Raw genomic sequence first — 18,408 nt, forward strand, 5'->3', positions numbered from 1 at the left:
CCCGTCGACACATGGCTGGCGGGCACCGCCGCCTCAGCATTCCTCACTCTCGACAAGGGGGATCCATGGACCCACACGGCTCCACAGCCCAGCGCTTCCCGCTCGTCGCCCGATTCCGACCTGCCTGCCTGCCCCTGCCTGAACGCGTACGCGCACTCGTCGACCTGGCCGACACCGCGGTGAAAGAGACTGACCAGGGGCTCGCATCGGCCGTCTACAACCAGGCCGCGCTCATCGCCTCCGACCTCGGCCTCCCCGACCTCGCCCGCGAGATGTGCCACCAGCACGCCGCCGCCTACCTTCATGCCTGCCCCCTGCCTGGCATGAGCGCGATCCGAGGACTGGAACCGGTCGTCAACCTCGCTCGCCTCCAGATCCGCGCCGGTCACGCCGATGAGGGTCGGCAGCGAATCCTCAACCTGTACAAGGCCGTCGAGGCGGGCGCAGCCGCCCGGTTCGAGCGCGTCACCGTACCCGCGAGCCTCACTGCGACCGGCGAAGACCGCCAGGAGGTTCGCGCGTGGCTGTGGCGCGTCCTCCTCGCAGACGGCACGCGCACCCTCACCACCGAGGGGCGATGGGCCGAAGCCCTGGCGCACATCGAGGCCCACCATGGCATCGGAAAGCGGATGCTCGACGGTCGGCAGGTCGCCGTCCTCGCCGCTCTCGTTGCGGGTGACACCGCGTGGGCCGCTGCCCTCCTTGCCGACACGATGCCCGGCGACCCATGGGAACAAGCCGTCACGACATGCCTGACCGTCCTATGCCGCCGCGACGCCGGGCAGCCGACCGACGGTCACCTGGCGGACCTGGTGACGGTCTACTCCGGACGGAAGGCCGAACCCGGGATGATCGTCTTCGACACCCGGCTCGGACTTACGGTCCTCGACGCGATCGGTTCCGCCGAGGCGCTCGCCGCGCACGGCATCGTCGAGGACCTCCACCGCAGGACGACGGACACCGAAGACGGCTATGCGGCTCGCGAGAGCTTGGCTCATCCTCTGTTCACCGAGACCGCCACGGACCGGCAAGTGCAGGACTGTCGCGCGCTGGTACGCGCCTGCGCCCTTGGCTCAGGGACCCTCCCGAACGAGCTGCGAGGAGAACTGACGGCGGCTCTGCGTGCCAGCGACCGCGTGATCCGGGAAAGCCTCGCACGTTCCTCCGATCCCGGAGGAACGCAACCCTGCGGCTCTGACGGTGCCTAACGGCGCCGTCGGTGCTGCTGTTCGGCAGGCGTCGTAGTGGTCGATGGAGTCTGACCGTTTTGGATCTGCTGGACGCGGACCGCGGGTGTGATAGTCGAGCGTCGGCGGGCAGCTTCAGCGCGGCGGTTCGGGGCCGGGTTCCGGCCGGTGTGCTGAATACGGGTGATCAGCACCCGGGCAGGTTGGCGGGCGCTGGTCAACTCGCGTTGGGCAGCAGCCTCCTTGAGGAGCTGGTGGGGTTGATGGCCACGGGCTTCGGCGTCGGCGAGGACGGTGGCAAGTGCCGGCCAGGCCGGGTCGGCGAGGATCCGCTCGGCGTGGTCGGGGACGGCTGCTCGTACGTCGTTCGCGAGAACGCGGCGGGTTTGCTCCCTGGGCGGTCGGGCTGTGAGTTCGGCGATAGTCGGAGCAAGGGCACGGTCGGCGGCCATCTGGAGGTGCTGGACGGCCTCGCGGGCGGCGTCAGCCTGGTGGGCGTGGTTCTTCGCTTCGTGCCAGCGCCTGGCGACGGTGGCGGCCCAGACGAGGGCTGCGACCATGGCTACCAGTGCGCTGCCGTCGGGACCGGTGGCGGTGTGGACGATGTCGCGGGCCGCGCTGCGCAACGCGTGGGCGGCACGGTCTTCAGCTCGGATCTGGGAGCGCTGGGCTCGGGCGAACGCCTTGGCGGCGGCCTGGAGTTCGGTGCGCAGGTTGGCGGGTGCCTTCTGGGCGGTGGCTTCGAGCAGTTCACCGAGGGCGGTGATGTGGGCCTGAGCGTGGGTGTCGTCGGCGAGGTCGCTGTGGAGGGTGTCGAGGGCGTCGGTCGCTTGGTGCCAGGGGGTGCTGGGGTGGTTGCGGCGGGCGGTGGGGTGTTCCTCGGGGCGGCTGGATTCGAGGCGGGCCGTGATCTTGGGCAGGGAGAGGTCGGGGGAGATCTTGCTTCCGGGGTGGTAGATCTGCTCGCCGGCCTCGTTGACGTCGCCAGGTCGGCCGGCGGCGTAACCGAGGAGGTCACCTGACGGGCCGCGCCGGACCTGGACCTCGACGCCGCCGGCTTCGAGGTAGGCGATGAATTCCTCGCCGTTGGTCACGTGCGGGATGGCAGCGCGGATACGGTCCTGGAGCCATGCAGGGCTGGGCTGTTCCCAGCCAAGGCGTTCGGCCTTGTGCATCTCGGCCTGGGTGAGGCGGCGGGCGCCGGTGCGGTCGCCCTTCTTCAACTGCCTGAGCCCGTAGTCCTTTTCGATCTCGCGGCAGGCATCGCCGACGCGGATGCCACTGTCATGGAGTTTGGGGCGGCGGCCGTCCTCGCGAACGGTGGTGGCCAGGATGTGGATGTGGTCATCGGCGTGGCGCACGGCGATCCAACGGCAGGCGAGGTCGTCACCGGCAGGGGCGATGCCGGCGGCCTGGACGATGCGCTGGGCGATCTCGCCCCACTCGGTGTCGGAGAGGTAGCGGTCCTCGGGGGCGGCGCGCACCGGGCAGTGCCAGACATGATCGGTGACCTTCCTGCCGAACTCACTGTTGCGCAGCCGCACGGGCTCGTCGAGGTAGCGGGCGAGTTCGGTGAGGGTGGCGTTCTCGTCGCGGCCGGGGTCGGGCATGCCGAGCATCGCAAAGCCCGCGACGATGTGCGGGTCGAGGTGCTCGTCGTGGTCGCCGGGGCCGTAGAGGTAGGCGAGCAGGCCGCGGGTGTTGGACCCGGCCGGTTTGATGGCGGCGATCACGCGGCTGCCTCCGCGTCCGGGTCGGTGGGCTGGCGCAGGGCCTCGGCGATCAGCTCCAGGAGTTGGCGGAGTTCGGTCAGATGCTGGCGGATGTCGGTTGGGGTGTGGTCGCTGTTGAGGGCGCGGGCGATCTGGTTGACGTTGACGCCGATCCGGTTGAGCTGGCGCAGGACCTGGGCGCGGAAGTGGTGGGTGCGGCGGCGGTCCTCGGACAGGGGCAGGTTGGCGGTGAACCGGCCGGTGATGAAGGCGACGACCACGTCGGCGGCGAAGCCGCCCTCGCCCTTGTAGCCGTGCTCGGCAGTGGCCTCCTGGAGGAGGGCGAGCTGATCGGTCGTGAAGCGCAAGGGGCCGACACGCTCCTTGCGTTTGACTCCGGTGAAGCGGCGGATCGTGGGCTGGACGATCTTCACGACGGGCTCACCGCCGACGCTCTCGGCGGTGTCGGTGACGCGTACGGGACGCAGGGTCTCGCGCTGGACGGTGTGGAGCGTGTCCTCGTCGGGGCTGCCCTCGGTCCCGACGTCCTGGCCTGTCGCCCCCTGGCGCTGGCCCTCCTCCGCCACCCCCGGGGCGGAGACCCCCGAAGACCGGCTGTGAGTCGGACTCGGGGTACTACTGGCTCCGCCCGGGGCAGCCCGTCCGAACGCGCGGCGCCAACGGTCCATCGGCGTAGGGGACTTCGTCAGCGTCGGAAGCTCGTCGGGCGTGTTCTCGGGTTGGAGCGGGTCGTGCGTCATGGACGGTTCTCCGGAGAAGAGGTGGGAGGGCGTGCGGGTCACGCGGAGGTCAGCGCGGTTCGGGCGGCTGCCGCCTCGTCCACAGGTGTGGACGATCGCGCGTTGCGCGGGGCGGTGGCTGGCGGGCCGGGTGACCGGAAGGGTTCCGGTCACCCGGTGGCGGTTCCGGTCAGTCGCCGGGCCGGTCGGTCTCGGCGGGGGCTTCGGGTTCGGCCCGGAGGAGGTCCATGACGTCGGTCAGCCGCTTGCTGCCGATCGTCAGCCCTTTGTCCTCAACTGCCGTTCGGACGACAGTCCGGGTGAGCTTGCCCTGCTCAGCGGCTGCAGCCCGGCCGATCTCCACGAGTACCTCAAGCGGGGCGCCGGGCGGACGGCCACCGCGCGGCTTGCCTGCTGCGGTATCGGCGGGCGATTCCGGCGGCTGGACGGATGCGGCGGTCGGCGGCTCAGTGGTCCGACCGGGCTGAACCAGTAGGTCGGCAGGCCGGACGTCCTCGGCCGGAACCTCGGCAGACGGGCCGACCGCGGTCGCCGACGCCTCGGCGGGGTGGACGGATGGGGTGGCCGGTGGTTGCGGCACGTGCGCTGAACCGGGGGCCGGATGGCCAGCAGCAGGCTGTGCGACGAGTTCGTGGATCTGCCTCATCAGCACGCCGAAGGCCACCATCGCGGCGGCCGGGGGAACCGCGGCGACCACGTAGTCGAGCAACGGCACGCTGCCGACGTCCCGCGTGCCGGTCACCCCGGCCACGTTGAGCCCGATGGAGCCGATTGAACCGATGGCGGTGACGCCGATGGCCCACAAGTCGGTGACGCGGCGCAGGCCCGCACGGAGCATGAGCAGCTCACCCGCGACGATGAACGCGTCCACTGTCGCGGGCCACGCCCAGCGGCGGGTCGGCGAGTCACGGAGTCCATGGTGGGCGGCAACCTCGGCCAAGTGTGCGTAGGAGAGCCAGAACGCACCGGCGGTCAGGGCCACGATGACGATGCCGGCCGCGCGAAGCACGAACTGCTCCACAGTCAGCTTCGTCTTCGCCGGCTGCTCCTGACCGGGCTGGTCGTCCAGCGGCGGGCGGTCTCGGCGACGGAATATGAGAGGGATCCTCAAGCGGAGTACTCCTGGGGTAGTGGTGTGGTGCGTCTTTGCCGTCTTGGCCGTTGCAAGCGCAGGTCAGAGCAGGTACGGCAACCGCCTCGGCCCTCCGTCCTGGCGGGTGCCGCCTGTGTCGTGTTCCGAGTCGGAACACGACACAGGGGCGTCCTGCAGGGCTTGGTTGCGGATGGACCGTGTCCCGAGTCGGGACAGAGGCGGTGCGTCGTCCGTCCCAGCGGGCGGGGCTGTGACCTGCGGTGATACGGCAGGACGGCGGGGGACGGCGCAAGACGGATAAGGGCGGCGTCTTGGCGGCGGGCTGCGATGGTCGATCGCGGTGCCGTCTTGGCCCCGGTTCCCGTCTTGGCTGCATGCCCTTTGACCTGCGAGATCACGGCAGGGACGGCAGGTACGGCAACTGGGGGAGGGCCTCAGTCCTCGCCGCGCGTGGTGTCGGCGTCGACGGGGTGGACGGCGGGGCAGTACCGGCGCCAGGCGTCGAGGAACTTGTTGCGCATGTAGCCCTTGCGCTGGGTCCTGTCGGCCATGCGCACGTTGCCGGACTTGATCTCGTACGCGCGCAGCATCCTGCCCAGTTCGCGGGCGTCCAGCCCGCCGCGTCCCCATTCCGCCCACGGTGCCTCGGGGTCCTGGCGCAGGCGGTGGAGGAGTTCCTCGGTGGACAGGCTGTCCACCTCGCGCTGGGCGACGAAGACCCGGCGGATGTCGGCGAGGATCCGCGCACCGCTGGGGTGGTCCTCCTCGGCCGCCTCTTCGGCGGCGACCATCCGCGCACAGGCGACCCGCGCCAGCCGGGGCCAGTAGCCACCGGCTAGGTCGGCGACGATGACCAGAGGTTCCCAGGTGTCCGCGGCGCGGTCCTCGACCGGCATGTCCGGCTCCAGGTCCGCGGCCTCGTCCAGCAGCGGCCTGGCCCACGCGTGCAGACGGTCGCGCAGCTCATTCAGAGCCGGGATGTCACGCCGCGACCGGAACGGCTTGACCTTCTCGCCCTCGGCCCGGCGCCGCATACGGATCACCACTGCCCGGTCCATGACCGTGTCGGGCAGGTCGCCGATCCCCGCGATGGCCGCCATGGCGAACGTAGCGAAGCGGTGCGGGGTGTGGTCGTTGCCCACGACCCGGGTGACGTACCGGTTGCGCTGGTGGCCTGCGTTGAGCAGGCCGCGCATCTCCTCGTTCTTCTCGGCCATCTTCGGTGTGCCGAAGATGGTGTCGGCCTCGTCCACGAGGAGCGTGGGCGGGTTCTCTTCGGTGATCGACCGGAAGATGGCCGCCGGTGTGGTGTTGATGGTGAGCATCGGTTCGTGGACCGTCTCGGTCAGCACGTCGAGGAGACGCGACTTGCCGCACCGCTTCGCCGGCCCCACCACCGCCAGGCGCGGTGCGTGCTGCCACGCGGGCTGTAGGTGCGTCGCCGCCACCCACAGGGTGATCGCGTCCAGGGCCTCCGGCGAGGGCGGGATCACGAACTGGGCGATCTGCGACCGCAGTTCATCCAGCAGCTTGGAGCCGTGGGTCGGTTCCGCATCGGGTATCGCCTCCAGGCCGCTCGGCGTCTCCGCCTCGTCGGCGCCGTCAGCCTGCGCGGCGCGCAGGTGGGCGCCGGGTCGGCCGGGGATGGCCGCTGCGGGCCAGACAGCCTGGGCTGGGGCGGAATAGGGCTCAGGGTTCTCGGGTTGCACTCGGCAGCTCCTCGTCTGGCGGTGGCGGGCTCGCACGCCCTTGCCGCCGGGTTGGTTCTTCCAGGGCCGTTCGGGGTTGCTCGGGCCTCCGGCGTTGCACCGCCGGGGGCCCACCCCTTTCTCGCGGGCGCCAGGCCATCGCGAGGGAACACGGACCGTACGTCCACACCCGGCAACAGTCCAGCGTTTCTGTGTCAGCTCAGCGCAGAACGGGCTGCTATGACTCCCCGCTCTCACGCGGCCAGGCCCAGCAGAGCCAGCAGGTCGGCGGTCACCACCCGGTAGGCGTTGCCCAGCCGCAGCACCTTGCACGGGTACTGGCCGCGCTTCGCCAGCTCGTACCCCTTACTCCGCCCAAGCCCCAGCGCCCGGTTACCTGTCTCCAGGTCAACGGCGGCGGGAAGCTCCAGCAGCTCCTCTCGACTCATGCCCTTCACTCGGCCGGCGAGTTCGTTCTCGCGCATACGCGCTCCATCCATGACTGAGCCCTCGGCGAACACGGCAATCGCGCTCGTCTCCAAGCCATGGAATCAACGTTAGGGAAGTTAATGTGTCGTCATGACACAACACGGTTGGGATGCTGGAGGGGACGAGGACGACGTCCCGGAGTGGGTGGACCAGGTGATGGCCACCGTGGCCGCCGAAGTCCGCAGACGAAGGAAGGAGCTAGGGATGAGCGCCCAGGACCTGGCGGACCGCTGTGAGGGGATCGGGCACCCGATCCCACGCAACGTGATCGCCAACATGGAATCCGGCCGCCGAGCCAACCTGCCCCTGGTCGACGTCATCGTCCTCGCCGAAGCCCTGCGAACCTACCCGATCTGCCTGCTCTACCCCGTCGGCTACGTCGACCGAGTCCAGCGCCTTCCCCTTCAGCACTCCGAACCGACCTGGGATGCCATGCGCTGGTTCACCGGTGACAGCGAGGACTTCGGCTTGGAAGACGACATGCTCCGTTCCTTCCGTGCCCACGTCCGCCACCAGCGCGCCGCCCTGGCCGCCCTGAAGGGCGAGAAGCACGAGCGCTGGAAGGCCGAGACGGCACCCAACCGGGCAGAACGCGAGGAAGCCGTACTCGCCCAAGCCGACTACGCAGAAAGGGCGTTGGAAGCCAAGTATCGGCTCCGCAGCGCCCGCGCCTTCATCCGCGAAGACGGCGGCACCCCACCGCACCTGCCACCGGAACTCGCCGACGTCGACCCACCCGAGACCGACCCCAGTACCACCGAGGAGAACGATCTTTGAAGGGTTCTACCCACCGCCGCTGCTACTGCCGCGACCCCCACACCGGCAAGCCGCTCGGCAAGAAGTGCCCCAAGCTCTCCAGCCGCAAGCACGGCTCGTACTCCATACGCCAGGAACTCCCGCCCCGCGAAGACGGCACCCGCCGTTCCTTCAGCCGCGCCGGCTACGAGTCCCTCAAGGACGCGCAGGCCGACCTCGACCACGTCCGGTCTCTGCTCGCCCTCGCGGAGAAGGACGACCCCGACAGTCTTCAGCGCCTTGTCGACATGCTGGAGGAGGTCGCGGTCGAGAAGGCTCCGCTCCCGGCCATCGAGGAGACCCGACGCCGCCTGAGGGCGGGTCTGGCCCTCCGCGGCAGCCTCACCGTCGGCGAGTGGCTCGACCAGTGGTTCGCCGCGAAGAAGCGCCGCAAGACCACGCTCAACGGCTACGCCTCCCACATCCGCGTCCACCTGAAGCCGCGCATCGGCCACGTACGCCTCGACCGCCTCAACGTCGGCCACCTCGTTGAGATGTTCGACGGGATAGCCGACGACAACGAGGTCATCGCAGCCGAGAACGAGGCCCGCCGCGAACAGATCGCCCGCTGCAAACCGAGCAAGCCCGGCCGCCCCGTAGGAGCCGAGCGGAAGCTGCTCGCGGTCGAGCGGGCCAAGCTGGCAGAGATGAAGCCGTTCCGGAAGATCACCGGCCCGGCATCCCGTCAGGCGATACGCCGAACCTTGCGCGCGGCCCTGAACTCCGCGATCGCCCAGCAGCTCATTACCTTCAACTCGGCGTCCCATGTCGAGTTGGAGTCCGGCAAGCGCCCGAAGCCGCTTCTGTGGACCGATGAACGAGTCCGGCGCTGGCGCGAGACGGGGGACATCCCCGGCCCCGTGATGGTGTGGACCCCGCAGCAGTTCGGCGCCTTCCTCGACGCAGCCGAGGGCGACCGCCTGTACGCGATCTTCCACCTCATGGGTACCCGCGGCCTCCGTCGCGGCGAGGCGGTCGGCCAGGACTGGCACGAGATCGACCTCGACGCCGGCCTCATAACGCCCGCCAAGGAGATCGTGGTGGACGGCTGGGACCCCTACGAGTCCGAGCCGAAGACGGACGGCAGCGCGAACACGATCGCGCTCGACAGCACGACCATCTCCGAACTGCGCGACCACAAAGCCCGCCAGGACAAGGAGCGCGCGAAGTGGGGCGAAGCCTGGCAGGACACCGGCAAGGTCTTCACTAAGGAAGACGGCTCGTGGCTCCACCCCGGAACGGTCTCCGAGACCTTCCGCCGCATCCTCGCCACGACCGGTCTGCCGCCCATCACTCTGCGGGACCTACGCCATGTCGCCGCAACTCTTACGCACGGAGGCGGCGGCGACATCCACGCTGTGAAGGAAACTCTTCGGCACTCCACGATCACGCTCACGTCGGACACTTACACAAGCCTGCTCCCTGAGCTAGACCGTGAAATCGCCGAAAAGGCAGCGAATCTGATCCCTCGGTCGCGTCCGGCAGCCACCGATTCAACCGCTTCAGCGTGATCAATGGGCGCCTCCGGGACTGGTAACTTTCGTGCCCCTCTGGCTGGCTGTCTGGGACGACGCGGCGATGTCGCCCTCCCACTGCGTGCAGGGCTACGGCCACGGACAGCAAAGGTCAGGGGGCGGATACTGATCGCCTGCCGTTGCTGCCACCATGACGACCGCACAGTGGCGGCCTACCCTTATGTGGAGGCACACGTAAGGTCGTGACCACCATGGAGATCCCATCCATTCCAGACCAGCTCGGTCCAAGAGGACGCCGTGCGCGAGAAATCTTCCGCGACATCCCTTGGCTTGTCGACGCGTGGGACTCCCACGGCCGGGGAGTGTCAATCCACGGTTTCCAGTGGTTGGAGTATTGCCCCCATCGGCCCAGCGGTGAGGAGATCGTGGTCGACGTCCACGCACCCAATCACCTGTATTGCGAGCAGTGCGCCCAGGAACAGTTGTTCGTGCGTACTGACATTCCATGCAGAAATTGTGGGCGACTCCCGGATAATCCCGTCAGATACTTGGTGCGCGCCGGCACCTCTCTGCTGAACTTCTACGCCGTAACGTGTTCCGACTGCCCCGACGGCATCCCTGAGCAGTGGAAGAACCCGCAGCCGCCCAGCGTCGACCAATACGTATGGCTGATCGAGGATGACCTCCGAGCACAGTGATCGTGCTTAATGGCTCAGCTGCCGAGTTCCCGGCCACCGGCGATGACGGCTCGTTCCCCGCTCCAAGCTCGACGAAGAGCACCAAGTGCAACCGACGAGCTTCCCGATTCGCGACTTAGACCAGAATCAAACCTGCCAGACCCCAGCGCGAACGAGCCAAGTAGCCGTCAGGTTCGGCAGGGGAGAAGATCTATCCATGACGATCGCTTATGGAAAGGCGCATCGTAGCCTGCTCGATGACGCCGTACCCGACATCCAGAGACTAATCGACTTTCACGAGAAGGAGACAGGCGCGAAGAGAGGACGTCGACGTCCTGAGATCCAGGTTGTCAGCCGGTCGGCTGTGGTACTGACCTGCGCTTCTTGGGAGGCGTTCTGTGAGGACTTGGCCGCCGAGGCTCTCCGTCACCTGGCTGACCACGCTTCGAATGCCATCGAGCTACCCAAGGAGATCAAGAAGACCCTGAAGAACAGCCTGCTTGACGAAAAGGACGACCTGGCGATTTGGAATCTCTCGGATGACGGTTGGCGCACCGCGCTCCGAGAGCGAGCTGACATGCTCTCCCGAGATGAAGATCGCACCCTGAACACCCCTAAACCCACTCAAGTCAAGGAGTTTTTCACTAAGAACGTCGGAATCAGCGACATCACTGCCTCCTGGCGGTGGCATAAGAACGAACCCAGCCGAACACGACAGCGACTAACAGATTTCGTGATCCTACGAGGGTCCATTGCCCATCGCGGCTCGCCAAAGGGCGGCGTACTGAAGCGGCATGCCACCGACGGTCTTGATCTGGCCCAACGGCTAGCAGGGCAGAGTGCGAAGCGTGTCAGTGACCATCTTCTTCAACACACAGGTACTGGGCTTCCGGAGTTGGAAGCACCGGCGGCCGAGTAGAGCTCCGCGGCTAAACGGATCGTTCAGATCCGCAAGTTGGCAAGGCGCTCGTCCAGATGATCCACCGAGACGCATTTCTCACGGCGATCTGCGAGAGACACAAAACCGATCTCCACTATTCGTTGCGTGGCGGTAGTACCTCCCATGGCTCTGCGACGCCTTCTCCCGGTTCCCAGCCGTACGCCCGCAAGCTCCTGCCCTCTGCCTTTCGGCCAGCGGTGCCCAGTAGTTCGGCGGCGATGATCAAGGCGCCAGCGTTGCCCGCCTCGGCGTGGGCCCGTAGTCGCCGAAGGGCGCCGCTCACACGGTCCGGCTCCTGCAGCAGCCAGGCGTAACCATCCCTGAGCATGAGCGGTGCCCACGCCAGGGACACCCTGGCTGTGTTCACGGCATTGTGTTGAACCCAGGCATCGGCGTCTTCGATTTCCTTCATTCTCTCCAGCAGGGGCTCCATCTCAAGCAAGTCGGCGTCGCTCGCTTCGCATGTCCGCTGGTGACACACCACGGCTTCGTCTGTCCTGCCAGACCTTGTGAGCAGTAGCACCGCCCAGCCAAGGGCGAGAACATCGCCACCCTCAGCACCCCGCATGTACCACGTGATGGCTTCGTGGGTGCGGCCCGCGGCGCGCAAGAGGTCAGCTGCTGGTCGCAGCGCCTTGCTATCACCCGCCTCAGCGGCTCCGTAGTAGAGGCGCATGGCTACACGGAAATAGCCGCGGGCCTGCGCAGCACCAGCGAGTGACACACGTGCCTGGACTGCGCTGTGCTCAGTCAAAGCGTTCCACAGGTGTCCAGGAACCGTTGGTCCGTCATCCTGGGCACCGAGGCTCAGCCCCACAGCGGTGCTGCGGGGCACGCGTTGCTTGAGGAAATCGGCGAGACAGTAGTGCGATTGCTGCTGAGACACCGCCCGCTGAGGCCGACGGCGGTAGAGCGGACTACGGGCCCCGCGGCAAGCTCGCGTGTCCGTGACGTAGTCCCAGGCGACCGCCGGCCAGTCATCAGGTAGAGCGTCCCACTCGGCATCGCTGAGATATCCGGGAGCAGCTGCCTCCAGGAGGGCGCGAGGAAGGTCCTCACCATGGCCGAGGCGAAGTACATCCAAGGCAGCCTTGATCAGAGCCTTCGCGCCTGGGGGCGCGTGGTTGTAACGCTCGATTAGGGCTGGCCCGCCAGCCAGGTACTGAGCGATCCGCCCTGCTTCCGCATGGTGCAGCGCCTCCGTCAAGCGGGGGTCGTTTGCAGCTGTCCCCCGTACGGCCCCCAACTCGTGCTCAGAGAAAGCCTCAGGGGCCTCGATGCTCTTGCCCTTGAGTAGTTGGCGGGCCTGCGCATACGGGTCCGGCATCCGAGGATCCGGCACACGGGTCAGCGTGTCCCAGTGCTCGCGCCATAGGGTGCCGACCACCAGCACTGGCGCCCGGTCGGGGTCATTGAGGAGGGCCCGGAGGCTAGAGGAGACCTGCGCACTGTGCTCCTCCGGGAGGAGGTAGTGCTGGGCTTCGTTGATCCACACCACAGTCTGTGGCCCAACCTGGTCCACCTCCGCGATGAAAGCCGTCGTACGGTCAGGTTCGATCGGATGCCACAGCCGCCAGCCGTCAGGCAGCTTCCTGACGGCTTCCCAGCAGGACCGGGTCTTGCCCGTGGAGGATCCGCCAACCAAGATCACGAGGTTGCTGCGTCCGTCCGCTGCCGATGTGGTTGCCTCGGCCAGTACTCGATCGGCCTCTCGCGGAATGTAGGCCGGGAGCAACCCTAGTGCGCCAAGACCACGTTGAGGGATGACGGCGGGGTGCACTTCCAAGTCGTCCAAGACGAGCCGCTCGTCGTACGCGGTGAGCAACCGGCCGACCGGGGTATGCATCCGTGCCTCGACCCACAACTCGCGCACGCGCGCAGCCACGTCCCCCGCGTCCCATCGCGCGCGGCGGGCAAGTACGACAGCGACAGCAACGGTGTCGGCCTGGCTGGCTGGGACATCCGGGGAACTGATACATCGGCGAATGGTGTCCCGTCCCGGGGCCCCGGGCAGTTCATCGTCCGCGGAGATGTCCTCGGCGATCTCATCGAGACTCGGTGTGCTCGCCTCCACGTATGCCCTGAAGAGAAGATCCTTCAGATCTCGCAGCGGAGGCGGCCAGCCCACCGACGCGCGTTCAAGCATTCGAGGCCGCTTCGCCGGTCCACCCATTCTGTCGCGACTCATCGCACCATCATCCCGTTGCTTAGTTCCGGGAACTCCCTGAACTGCACAAACTCCCCGCGAGACACCGTGCTCGTCGCAACTGGGAGACAGCCTCCGCGCAGCCGCCAAGGTAGGCGTCAGTCGGCCGACTGCCTTCTGTTGACCGCGACCCACGGAGGTTCCATGTCCCGCAAGCGCCTGACACGCCACGTGTGCCTGACGTTGATCTGCGCTGTCCTGGGCGGCCTCGTTTCCGGAGCCACGGAAGCTGCAATCACCTGGCTCACCTCGTAGCTCCACCCCTTGGTCTCGGGGCAGCCTCCTCGGTGGCCCCGAGACTGATCACCTTTGGGACACAAGACCAGTGCACGCCAACGACGATCCGGTTGCCCCGGCAGCGTCACGCGCGAGCGGCGTCACGCACGGAAGGACCGACGTGCGGTCATCTCGCCAAAGCTGGCCGCGATCCCCAGATCCGCCCGCGGCTCCTTGGAGACTGTTCAGCGACACGGCGTCGGCCCGACGAGCAAAACTCGAGGCCATGGGCACATCCGCTCACGCATCGCTCACGCACGGCCCAAGAAACGAGTCAGCGCCCGAGCCGACCGAAGTCGACCCGAGCGCTGCACAGCAGGTCAGAGGGGTTACCTCCGCCACCCGCACCGTAGGCCCTGTGGGACTCGAACCCACAACCAATGGATTAAAAGTCCACTGCTCTGCCAATTGAGCTAAGGGCCCAGGCGATGTTGCCTCCCCGAGCATAGCCGGACGTGGCCGTGTCTCCGATCGGGTATCGGGGACACGGCCGCGCCGGGTGGGTGGGAGGGGGCGCAAAGGTCACGGATCGACCGGTTCGGGCGCCCCCTTGCGGGCCGCCTCGCGGGCCCGGGTCCGCGCGTGCTCCGGGTTGAGGAACCAGTGCCGGGCCGAGGCGAACCACCAGGCCGCCGCGGAGCCGAGCACCACCAGGACGGCCACCGGGGCGTAGTTGAAGGTCTCCCAGGTGACGGGGGAGAGCTGCGGCAGCATGAAGAGGATCGTGATCACACCGACCCACACCACCGACACCGCGCCGATCGCCGTGGACCAGCGGCCCAGATGCCACGGCCCGCGCTGGAACGCCTCGCCCTTGCGCAACCGCAGCAGGGTCGGGATGACGTAGGCGATGTAGAGCCCGATCACGGCGATCGAGGTGACGGCCGCGTACGCCGTCACGTTGATCAGATACGGCAGGCCCAGTACCAGCGCGCCCATCGCCGCCAGCCACACCGCCGCGACGGGGGTGCGGGTGCGCGGGCTGACGGTGTGCCAGATGTGCGAGAAGGGCAGCGCGCCGTCGCGCGAGAAGGCGTAGATCATGCGGCTGTTGGCGGTCACCGACGCCATCCCGCAGAACAGCTGCGCCCCGATCACGACGAGCAGCAGCAGCTTGCCGGCGGTCGCGCCGAGGGCGTCCAGGAGGATCTGCGCCGGGGGTGCGCCCGTCGAGGAGTTCAGCGCGCCGTCGTAGGACTGGATGGCGAAGGTGAAGCCGAGGAGGAGGACGAAGCCCGCGATCCACGACGTCCAGATCGACTGCACGATCCCCTTCGGGCCGGCCGTCGAGGCGTCGTGGGTCTCCTCGGTCATATGGGCGGAGGCGTCGTAGCCGGTGAAGGTGTACTGGGCCATCAGCAGACCCAGGGCGACGACGTAGACCCCGCTCCCCCAGCCCGTGTTGTTGACGAACTCGGTGAACACGAAGGACGCGGACTGGTGGTGGTCGGGTACGAAGGTCAGCGCGCCGACGATGACCGCCACGCCGATCACGTGCCACCACACGCTCACGCTGTTGAGGATGGCGACGATCCGCACGCCGAAGGTGTTCAGCAGGCCGTGCAGCACGAGGATGCCCGCGAAGAGCAGGATCGTGCGGCCCGGGGTCACCTCGAAGTCGAACTGGAGGTTCAGATAGGCGCCGAGGAAGGACGCCGCGCCGAAGTCGATGCCGGCGGTCACCGCGACCTGGCCGAGCACGTTGAACCAGCCCGTGAACCACGCCCAGGCGGCCGCGGACCGGCTGGGGGCGAGCTTGTGCGCCCAGAAGTACAGGCCTGCCGACGTCGGATAGGCCGAACAGATCTCGGCCATCGACAGTCCGACGAACAACGTCATCAGACCGACCGCGACCCAGCCCCACATCATCACCGCGGGGCCGCCGGTGTTCATGCCGAACAGATACAGCGTCAGGCAGCCTGACAGGACCGAGATGATCGTGAAGGAGACCGCGTAGTTGGAGAACGCCGACATCCGGCGGGCCAGGACCTGCGTGTAGCCGAGCTGGGCAAGCCGTTCCTCGTCGGAGAGTCCGGAGACCTTCGACTGCCCACTCGCTATGTCGTCATCTGTCATGTCCCCAGCGATTCCCCTGCCGGGGCCGTGACATGCATCACAGATGGCCAAAAAGGGCCCCTTCGAGGAAGGGGCCCTTCTCATGGACCGGCCGGAGCCGGTGACTTCAGTCGGCGTCAGCCGTTGCGCTTCCAGCGCGGCTTGTCGTCACGACGGCCGAAGGAGGAGGAGCCGGAACCGGAGCCGGTGCCACGGTGGTCGTCACGACGGCCGTAGGGGCGGTCGTGACCACCGGAGCGGAAGCCCGGGCGGTCGTCACGGCGGTCACGGTTGAACGGACGGTCGCTGCCACGGTGCCCACCGCGGTCGTCCCGACGCTCGAAGGAACGGCCCGCCGGACGGTCGGAGGGACGGTCGTCGCGGCGGAACCCGCCACGGTCGTTGTCCCGACGCTCGAAGGAACGCCCACCACGGTCGTCACGGTCACGGTTGAACCCACCGCGGTCGTCCCGACGCTCGAAGGAACGGCCCGCCGGACGGTCGGAGGGACGGTCGTCGCGGCGGAAGCCACCACGGTCGTTGTCCCGACGCTCGAAGGAACGCCCACCACGGTCGTCACGGTCACGGTTGAACCCACCGCGGTCGTCACGGCGCTCGAAGGAACGGCCACCGCGGTCGTCCCGACGGTCGTCGCGACGGAACCCGCCACGGTCGTTGTCCCGACGCTCGAAGCCACGGCCACCTCGGTCGTCGCGACGCTCGAAGGAACGGCCACCGCGGTCGTCACGGCGGTCGTCACGGCGGAACCCGCCACGGTCGACGTCCTGCGCATCGGGCTGCTCGGGCACGGACACCTCGGCGGCCTCGACGATCGCCGCGGCCTGCGCCTCGGCCACCGCGGCCTCCGGGTCCTCACCGCGGTCGCGGGCGGCCCGGGCGACGAGGCGGTCGGCCTCCTCGCGCAGCTCGGTCGCGCGGCGCTGCGCCCGCTCCAGCTGCTTGGTGAGGGAGGACACCTCGCGCTCGGCCTGCTGCGCGGCGTTGCCCGCGGACTCGGCCTGGACCTCGGTCATCGACCGGGCACCGGTGATCTCGGCGACCTCGGGGTCGAAGGCGCCGGCGCCCTGGATGATGTGACGCCCGGCGTCGACGCCCGCGTCCTCCATCAGGCGGAAGATCTGGCGGCGCTGGTGCGGCAGCGAGAGGGAGACCACCGTGCCGGTGCGGCCCGCACGGGCCGTACGGCCGGCGCGGTGCAGGTAGTCCTTGTGGTCACCGGCCGGGTCCACGTTCAGGACCAGGTCGATGCCGTCGACGTGGATACCGCGGGCGGCGACGTCGGTCGCGACGAGCGCGTTGACGTAGCCCTCCTTGAAGTCGGCCAGCGTCCGGGTGCGGGCACCCTGGGTCATGCCGCCGTGCAGCGCGTCGGCCTTCACGCCCGACTCGCGCAGCTGCTCGGCGATACGGTCCGCACCCAGCTGGGTGCGGACGAAGATGATGGTGCGGCCCTTGCGGGAGGCGATCGCGGCGGTGACCGGCGCCTTGTCCTTGGGCTTCACGATGAGGATGTGGTGCGACATGGTCGTCACCGCGCCCTGGGCGGCGTCGACCTCGTGGCTGACCGGGTCGACCAGGTAGCGCTTGACCAGCGTGGAGATCTCGTTCTCCATGGTGGCCGAGAACAGCATGCGCTGGCCGCCGGCCGGGACCTGGTCGAGCAGCTCGGTGACCTCGGGCAGGAAGCCCAGGTCGGACATCTGGTCGGCCTCGTCGAGGACGGCGACCTCGACGTTCTCCAGGGAGCAGGCGCCGCGGTTGATGATGTCGCGCAGCCGGCCCGGGGTGGCGACGAGGATGTCGACGCCGCGCTCCAGGGCGTAGATCTGGTTGCCCATCGACGTACCGCCGCAGACGACCTTCATCTTCAGGCCCACGACGTCGCCGTAGGGCTGGAGGGCGTCCGCGACCTGCATCGCGAGCTCGCGGGTCGGGGTGAGGATGACCGCGCGGGGCTTGTGCTTCTCGGTGCGGCCGCCGGCGAGACGCGCCAGGACCGGCAGACCGAAGGAGAGGGTCTTGCCGGAGCCGGTGCGGCCACGGCCGAGGATGTCCTTGCCGGCCAGGGCGTCCGGGATGGTCGCGGCCTGGATCGGGAAGGGGGTGGTCACGCCGTTCTGCGCGAGCTTGCGCACGACGCCCTCGGGGAGACCGAGGTCGGCGAAGGTGACCTCGGGGGTCTCCTCGACGATCTCGTTCTCGCCGTTCTCGGGCATGACGGCGTGATCAGAACTGGAAATGGACATGCGTATGCGAAACCTTCCGGAGTCTCGTCGGCACGCGCCCGTCAACTCCGTGATTCGCAATACGACCGCCTCTATGCGGTCAGCCACGGCAAGGGAGAGAACGCGCCACACGGCGCGCTTCTGCGTTGGCGCCGGGCAAATGAATCAAACGATCTATAACCATACGCACCCATCACCCCCGAAGGCAAACCGAACCCCATTGACGTACGTCACACCGGCACGGGGCCCTCACGCGGGCGTCCCCGCCGCCGGGGCCGGCTCCCGTTGAGCCAGCTGGGGCCCGGTCTCCTGGTGCGCGGACGAGGACGGCTCGGGGGTGGGCTCGGGCGTGGGAGAGGGCGGCGTCGGGGTCGGCGTCGGCTCCGGCTCGGGGGTCTTCGTCGGGGTCGGCGGCGCCTTGGTCGGGGTCGGCTGAGGCTTGTCCGACTTGCCGGGCCTGGGTTCCGCGGAGGGGGACGCCTCGGTGCCGTCGGACGCCGAGGCGGAGGGCGACGCCGACTCCTCCGCCTTGTCCTTGCCCTTCTTCTTCCCGTGCTTGCCGTCGGTCCCGGCGGCCCCGTACCCGCCGCCCCCGCCCGACACCGCCGATCCGCCGTCGGGCGCCTCGCCACCCCGCTGACCGGCGGAATGGGAGGGCTTGGCGCTCTTGCCTCCGTCGTCGTCGCCCACGCTCATACAGCCGGTGGCGGCCGCGACCGCCATCACCGTGGCGGCCAGACGGACGGGTACGTACAAGGGGCGCACGGGCAGCCACCTCCGAGGGCGGGTGAAGGAGTCAACCTGTTCA

At 68.4% G+C, this 18,408-nt stretch carries 14 protein-coding genes and 1 tRNA gene; 5 read left to right on the forward strand and 10 right to left on the reverse strand.

Features of this window, described 5'->3' with window-relative positions:
• Positions 1 to 65 precede the first annotated feature (65 nt).
• Positions 66 to 1,208: a hypothetical protein gene (locus ABKA17_RS45515; protein WP_353698349.1), complete on the forward strand. Its 1,143-nt coding sequence runs from the start codon at positions 66 to 68 to the stop codon at positions 1,206 to 1,208.
• Here the strand turns inward: ABKA17_RS45515 and ABKA17_RS45520 are convergent.
• The 5 genes from ABKA17_RS45520 to ABKA17_RS45540 form a co-directional block, all read right to left on the reverse strand.
• The gene (locus ABKA17_RS45520; protein ID WP_353698350.1) at positions 1,205 to 2,920 is read right to left on the reverse strand and encodes a relaxase/mobilization nuclease domain-containing protein; all 1,716 of its coding nucleotides are present in this window, start codon (positions 2,918 to 2,920) and stop codon (positions 1,205 to 1,207) included. The genes ABKA17_RS45515 and ABKA17_RS45520 overlap by 4 nt on opposite strands.
• Complete coding sequence (locus tag ABKA17_RS45525; RefSeq protein WP_353698351.1) at positions 2,917 to 3,486, reverse strand: MobC family plasmid mobilization relaxosome protein; 570 nt, start codon at positions 3,484 to 3,486, stop codon at positions 2,917 to 2,919. The genes ABKA17_RS45520 and ABKA17_RS45525 overlap by 4 nt, the downstream gene beginning before the upstream one ends.
• Positions 3,487 to 3,829: 343 nt before the next feature.
• Positions 3,830 to 4,681, reverse strand: coding sequence for a DUF2637 domain-containing protein (locus ABKA17_RS45530; protein ID WP_353698352.1), 852 nt, complete (start codon positions 4,679 to 4,681; stop codon positions 3,830 to 3,832).
• Between the two features lie 506 nt (positions 4,682 to 5,187).
• Positions 5,188 to 6,462, reverse strand: coding sequence for a DUF3631 domain-containing protein (locus ABKA17_RS45535; protein ID WP_353698353.1), 1,275 nt, complete (start codon positions 6,460 to 6,462; stop codon positions 5,188 to 5,190).
• Positions 6,463 to 6,695: 233 nt separating this feature from the next.
• Positions 6,696 to 6,926 (reverse strand): hypothetical protein, encoded by a 231-nt coding sequence (locus ABKA17_RS45540; RefSeq protein ID WP_003999991.1) that lies wholly within the window; start codon positions 6,924 to 6,926, stop codon positions 6,696 to 6,698.
• 94 nt (positions 6,927 to 7,020) lie between these two features.
• On the opposite strand from ABKA17_RS45540, the gene ABKA17_RS45545 reads away from it, so the two are divergent.
• The 4 genes from ABKA17_RS45545 to ABKA17_RS45560 all read left to right on the forward strand — a co-directional run bounded on the left by ABKA17_RS45545 (position 7,021) and on the right by ABKA17_RS45560 (position 10,796).
• Entirely contained in the window at positions 7,021 to 7,707 is a 687-nt protein-coding gene (locus ABKA17_RS45545; RefSeq protein WP_353698354.1) for a helix-turn-helix domain-containing protein, read from the forward strand.
• On the forward strand, positions 7,704 to 9,236 hold the full coding sequence (locus ABKA17_RS45550) for a site-specific integrase (protein ID WP_353698355.1): 1,533 nt from the start codon (positions 7,704 to 7,706) through the stop codon (positions 9,234 to 9,236). The genes ABKA17_RS45545 and ABKA17_RS45550 overlap by 4 nt, the downstream gene beginning before the upstream one ends.
• Positions 9,237 to 9,451: 215 nt before the next feature.
• A complete protein-coding gene (locus tag ABKA17_RS45555; protein ID WP_502994551.1) occupies positions 9,452 to 9,898 on the forward strand; it encodes a hypothetical protein in 447 nt (148 codons plus the stop codon).
• 196 nt (positions 9,899 to 10,094) lie between these two features.
• Positions 10,095 to 10,796, forward strand: a complete 702-nt coding sequence (locus tag ABKA17_RS45560; RefSeq protein ID WP_353698357.1) for a HEPN domain-containing protein — start codon at positions 10,095 to 10,097, stop codon at positions 10,794 to 10,796.
• Positions 10,797 to 10,911: 115 nt separating this feature from the next.
• On the opposite strand, the gene ABKA17_RS45565 is transcribed toward ABKA17_RS45560, so the two are convergent.
• From ABKA17_RS45565 to ABKA17_RS45585, 5 genes are all read right to left on the reverse strand, one after another.
• Complete coding sequence (locus ABKA17_RS45565) at positions 10,912 to 12,963, reverse strand: hypothetical protein (RefSeq protein WP_353698358.1); 2,052 nt, start codon at positions 12,961 to 12,963, stop codon at positions 10,912 to 10,914.
• 686 nt (positions 12,964 to 13,649) lie between these two features.
• A tRNA-Lys gene (locus tag ABKA17_RS45570) sits at positions 13,650 to 13,722 on the reverse strand.
• A gap of 99 nt (positions 13,723 to 13,821) precedes the next feature.
• Positions 13,822 to 15,375, reverse strand: coding sequence for an amino acid permease (locus ABKA17_RS45575; protein WP_353698359.1), 1,554 nt, complete (start codon positions 15,373 to 15,375; stop codon positions 13,822 to 13,824).
• A gap of 116 nt (positions 15,376 to 15,491) precedes the next feature.
• A complete protein-coding gene (locus ABKA17_RS45580) occupies positions 15,492 to 17,621 on the reverse strand; it encodes a DEAD/DEAH box helicase (protein ID WP_353698360.1) in 2,130 nt (709 codons plus the stop codon).
• Positions 17,622 to 17,849: 228 nt separating this feature from the next.
• Positions 17,850 to 18,365 carry a hypothetical protein gene (locus ABKA17_RS45585; protein ID WP_353698361.1) on the reverse strand — a complete coding sequence of 172 codons (516 nt, stop codon included), beginning with the start codon at positions 18,363 to 18,365 and terminating at the stop codon, positions 17,850 to 17,852.
• Positions 18,366 to 18,408: the final 43 nt, after the last annotated feature.

The organism is Streptomyces sp. RG80 (genome assembly GCF_040446465.1).
In the GTDB taxonomy this organism is placed as follows: Bacteria; Actinomycetota; Actinomycetes; order Streptomycetales; family Streptomycetaceae; genus Streptomyces.

Coding starts and splice junctions, on each gene's coding strand:
- ABKA17_RS45565 (WP_353698358.1), bottom strand. CDS start 12,963: ATGCTTGAACGCGCGTCGGTGGGCTGGCCGCCTCCGCTGCGAGATCTG.
- ABKA17_RS45540 (WP_003999991.1), bottom strand. CDS start 6,926: ATGCGCGAGAACGAACTCGCCGGCCGAGTGAAGGGCATGAGTCGAGAG.
- ABKA17_RS45555 (WP_502994551.1), top strand. CDS start 9,452: ATGGAGATCCCATCCATTCCAGACCAGCTCGGTCCAAGAGGACGCCGT.
- ABKA17_RS45515 (WP_353698349.1), top strand. CDS start 66: ATGGACCCACACGGCTCCACAGCCCAGCGCTTCCCGCTCGTCGCCCGA.
- ABKA17_RS45545 (WP_353698354.1), top strand. CDS start 7,021: ATGACACAACACGGTTGGGATGCTGGAGGGGACGAGGACGACGTCCCG.
- ABKA17_RS45575 (WP_353698359.1), bottom strand. CDS start 15,375: ATGACAGATGACGACATAGCGAGTGGGCAGTCGAAGGTCTCCGGACTC.
- ABKA17_RS45580 (WP_353698360.1), bottom strand. CDS start 17,621: ATGTCCATTTCCAGTTCTGATCACGCCGTCATGCCCGAGAACGGCGAG.
- ABKA17_RS45560 (WP_353698357.1), top strand. CDS start 10,095: ATGACGATCGCTTATGGAAAGGCGCATCGTAGCCTGCTCGATGACGCC.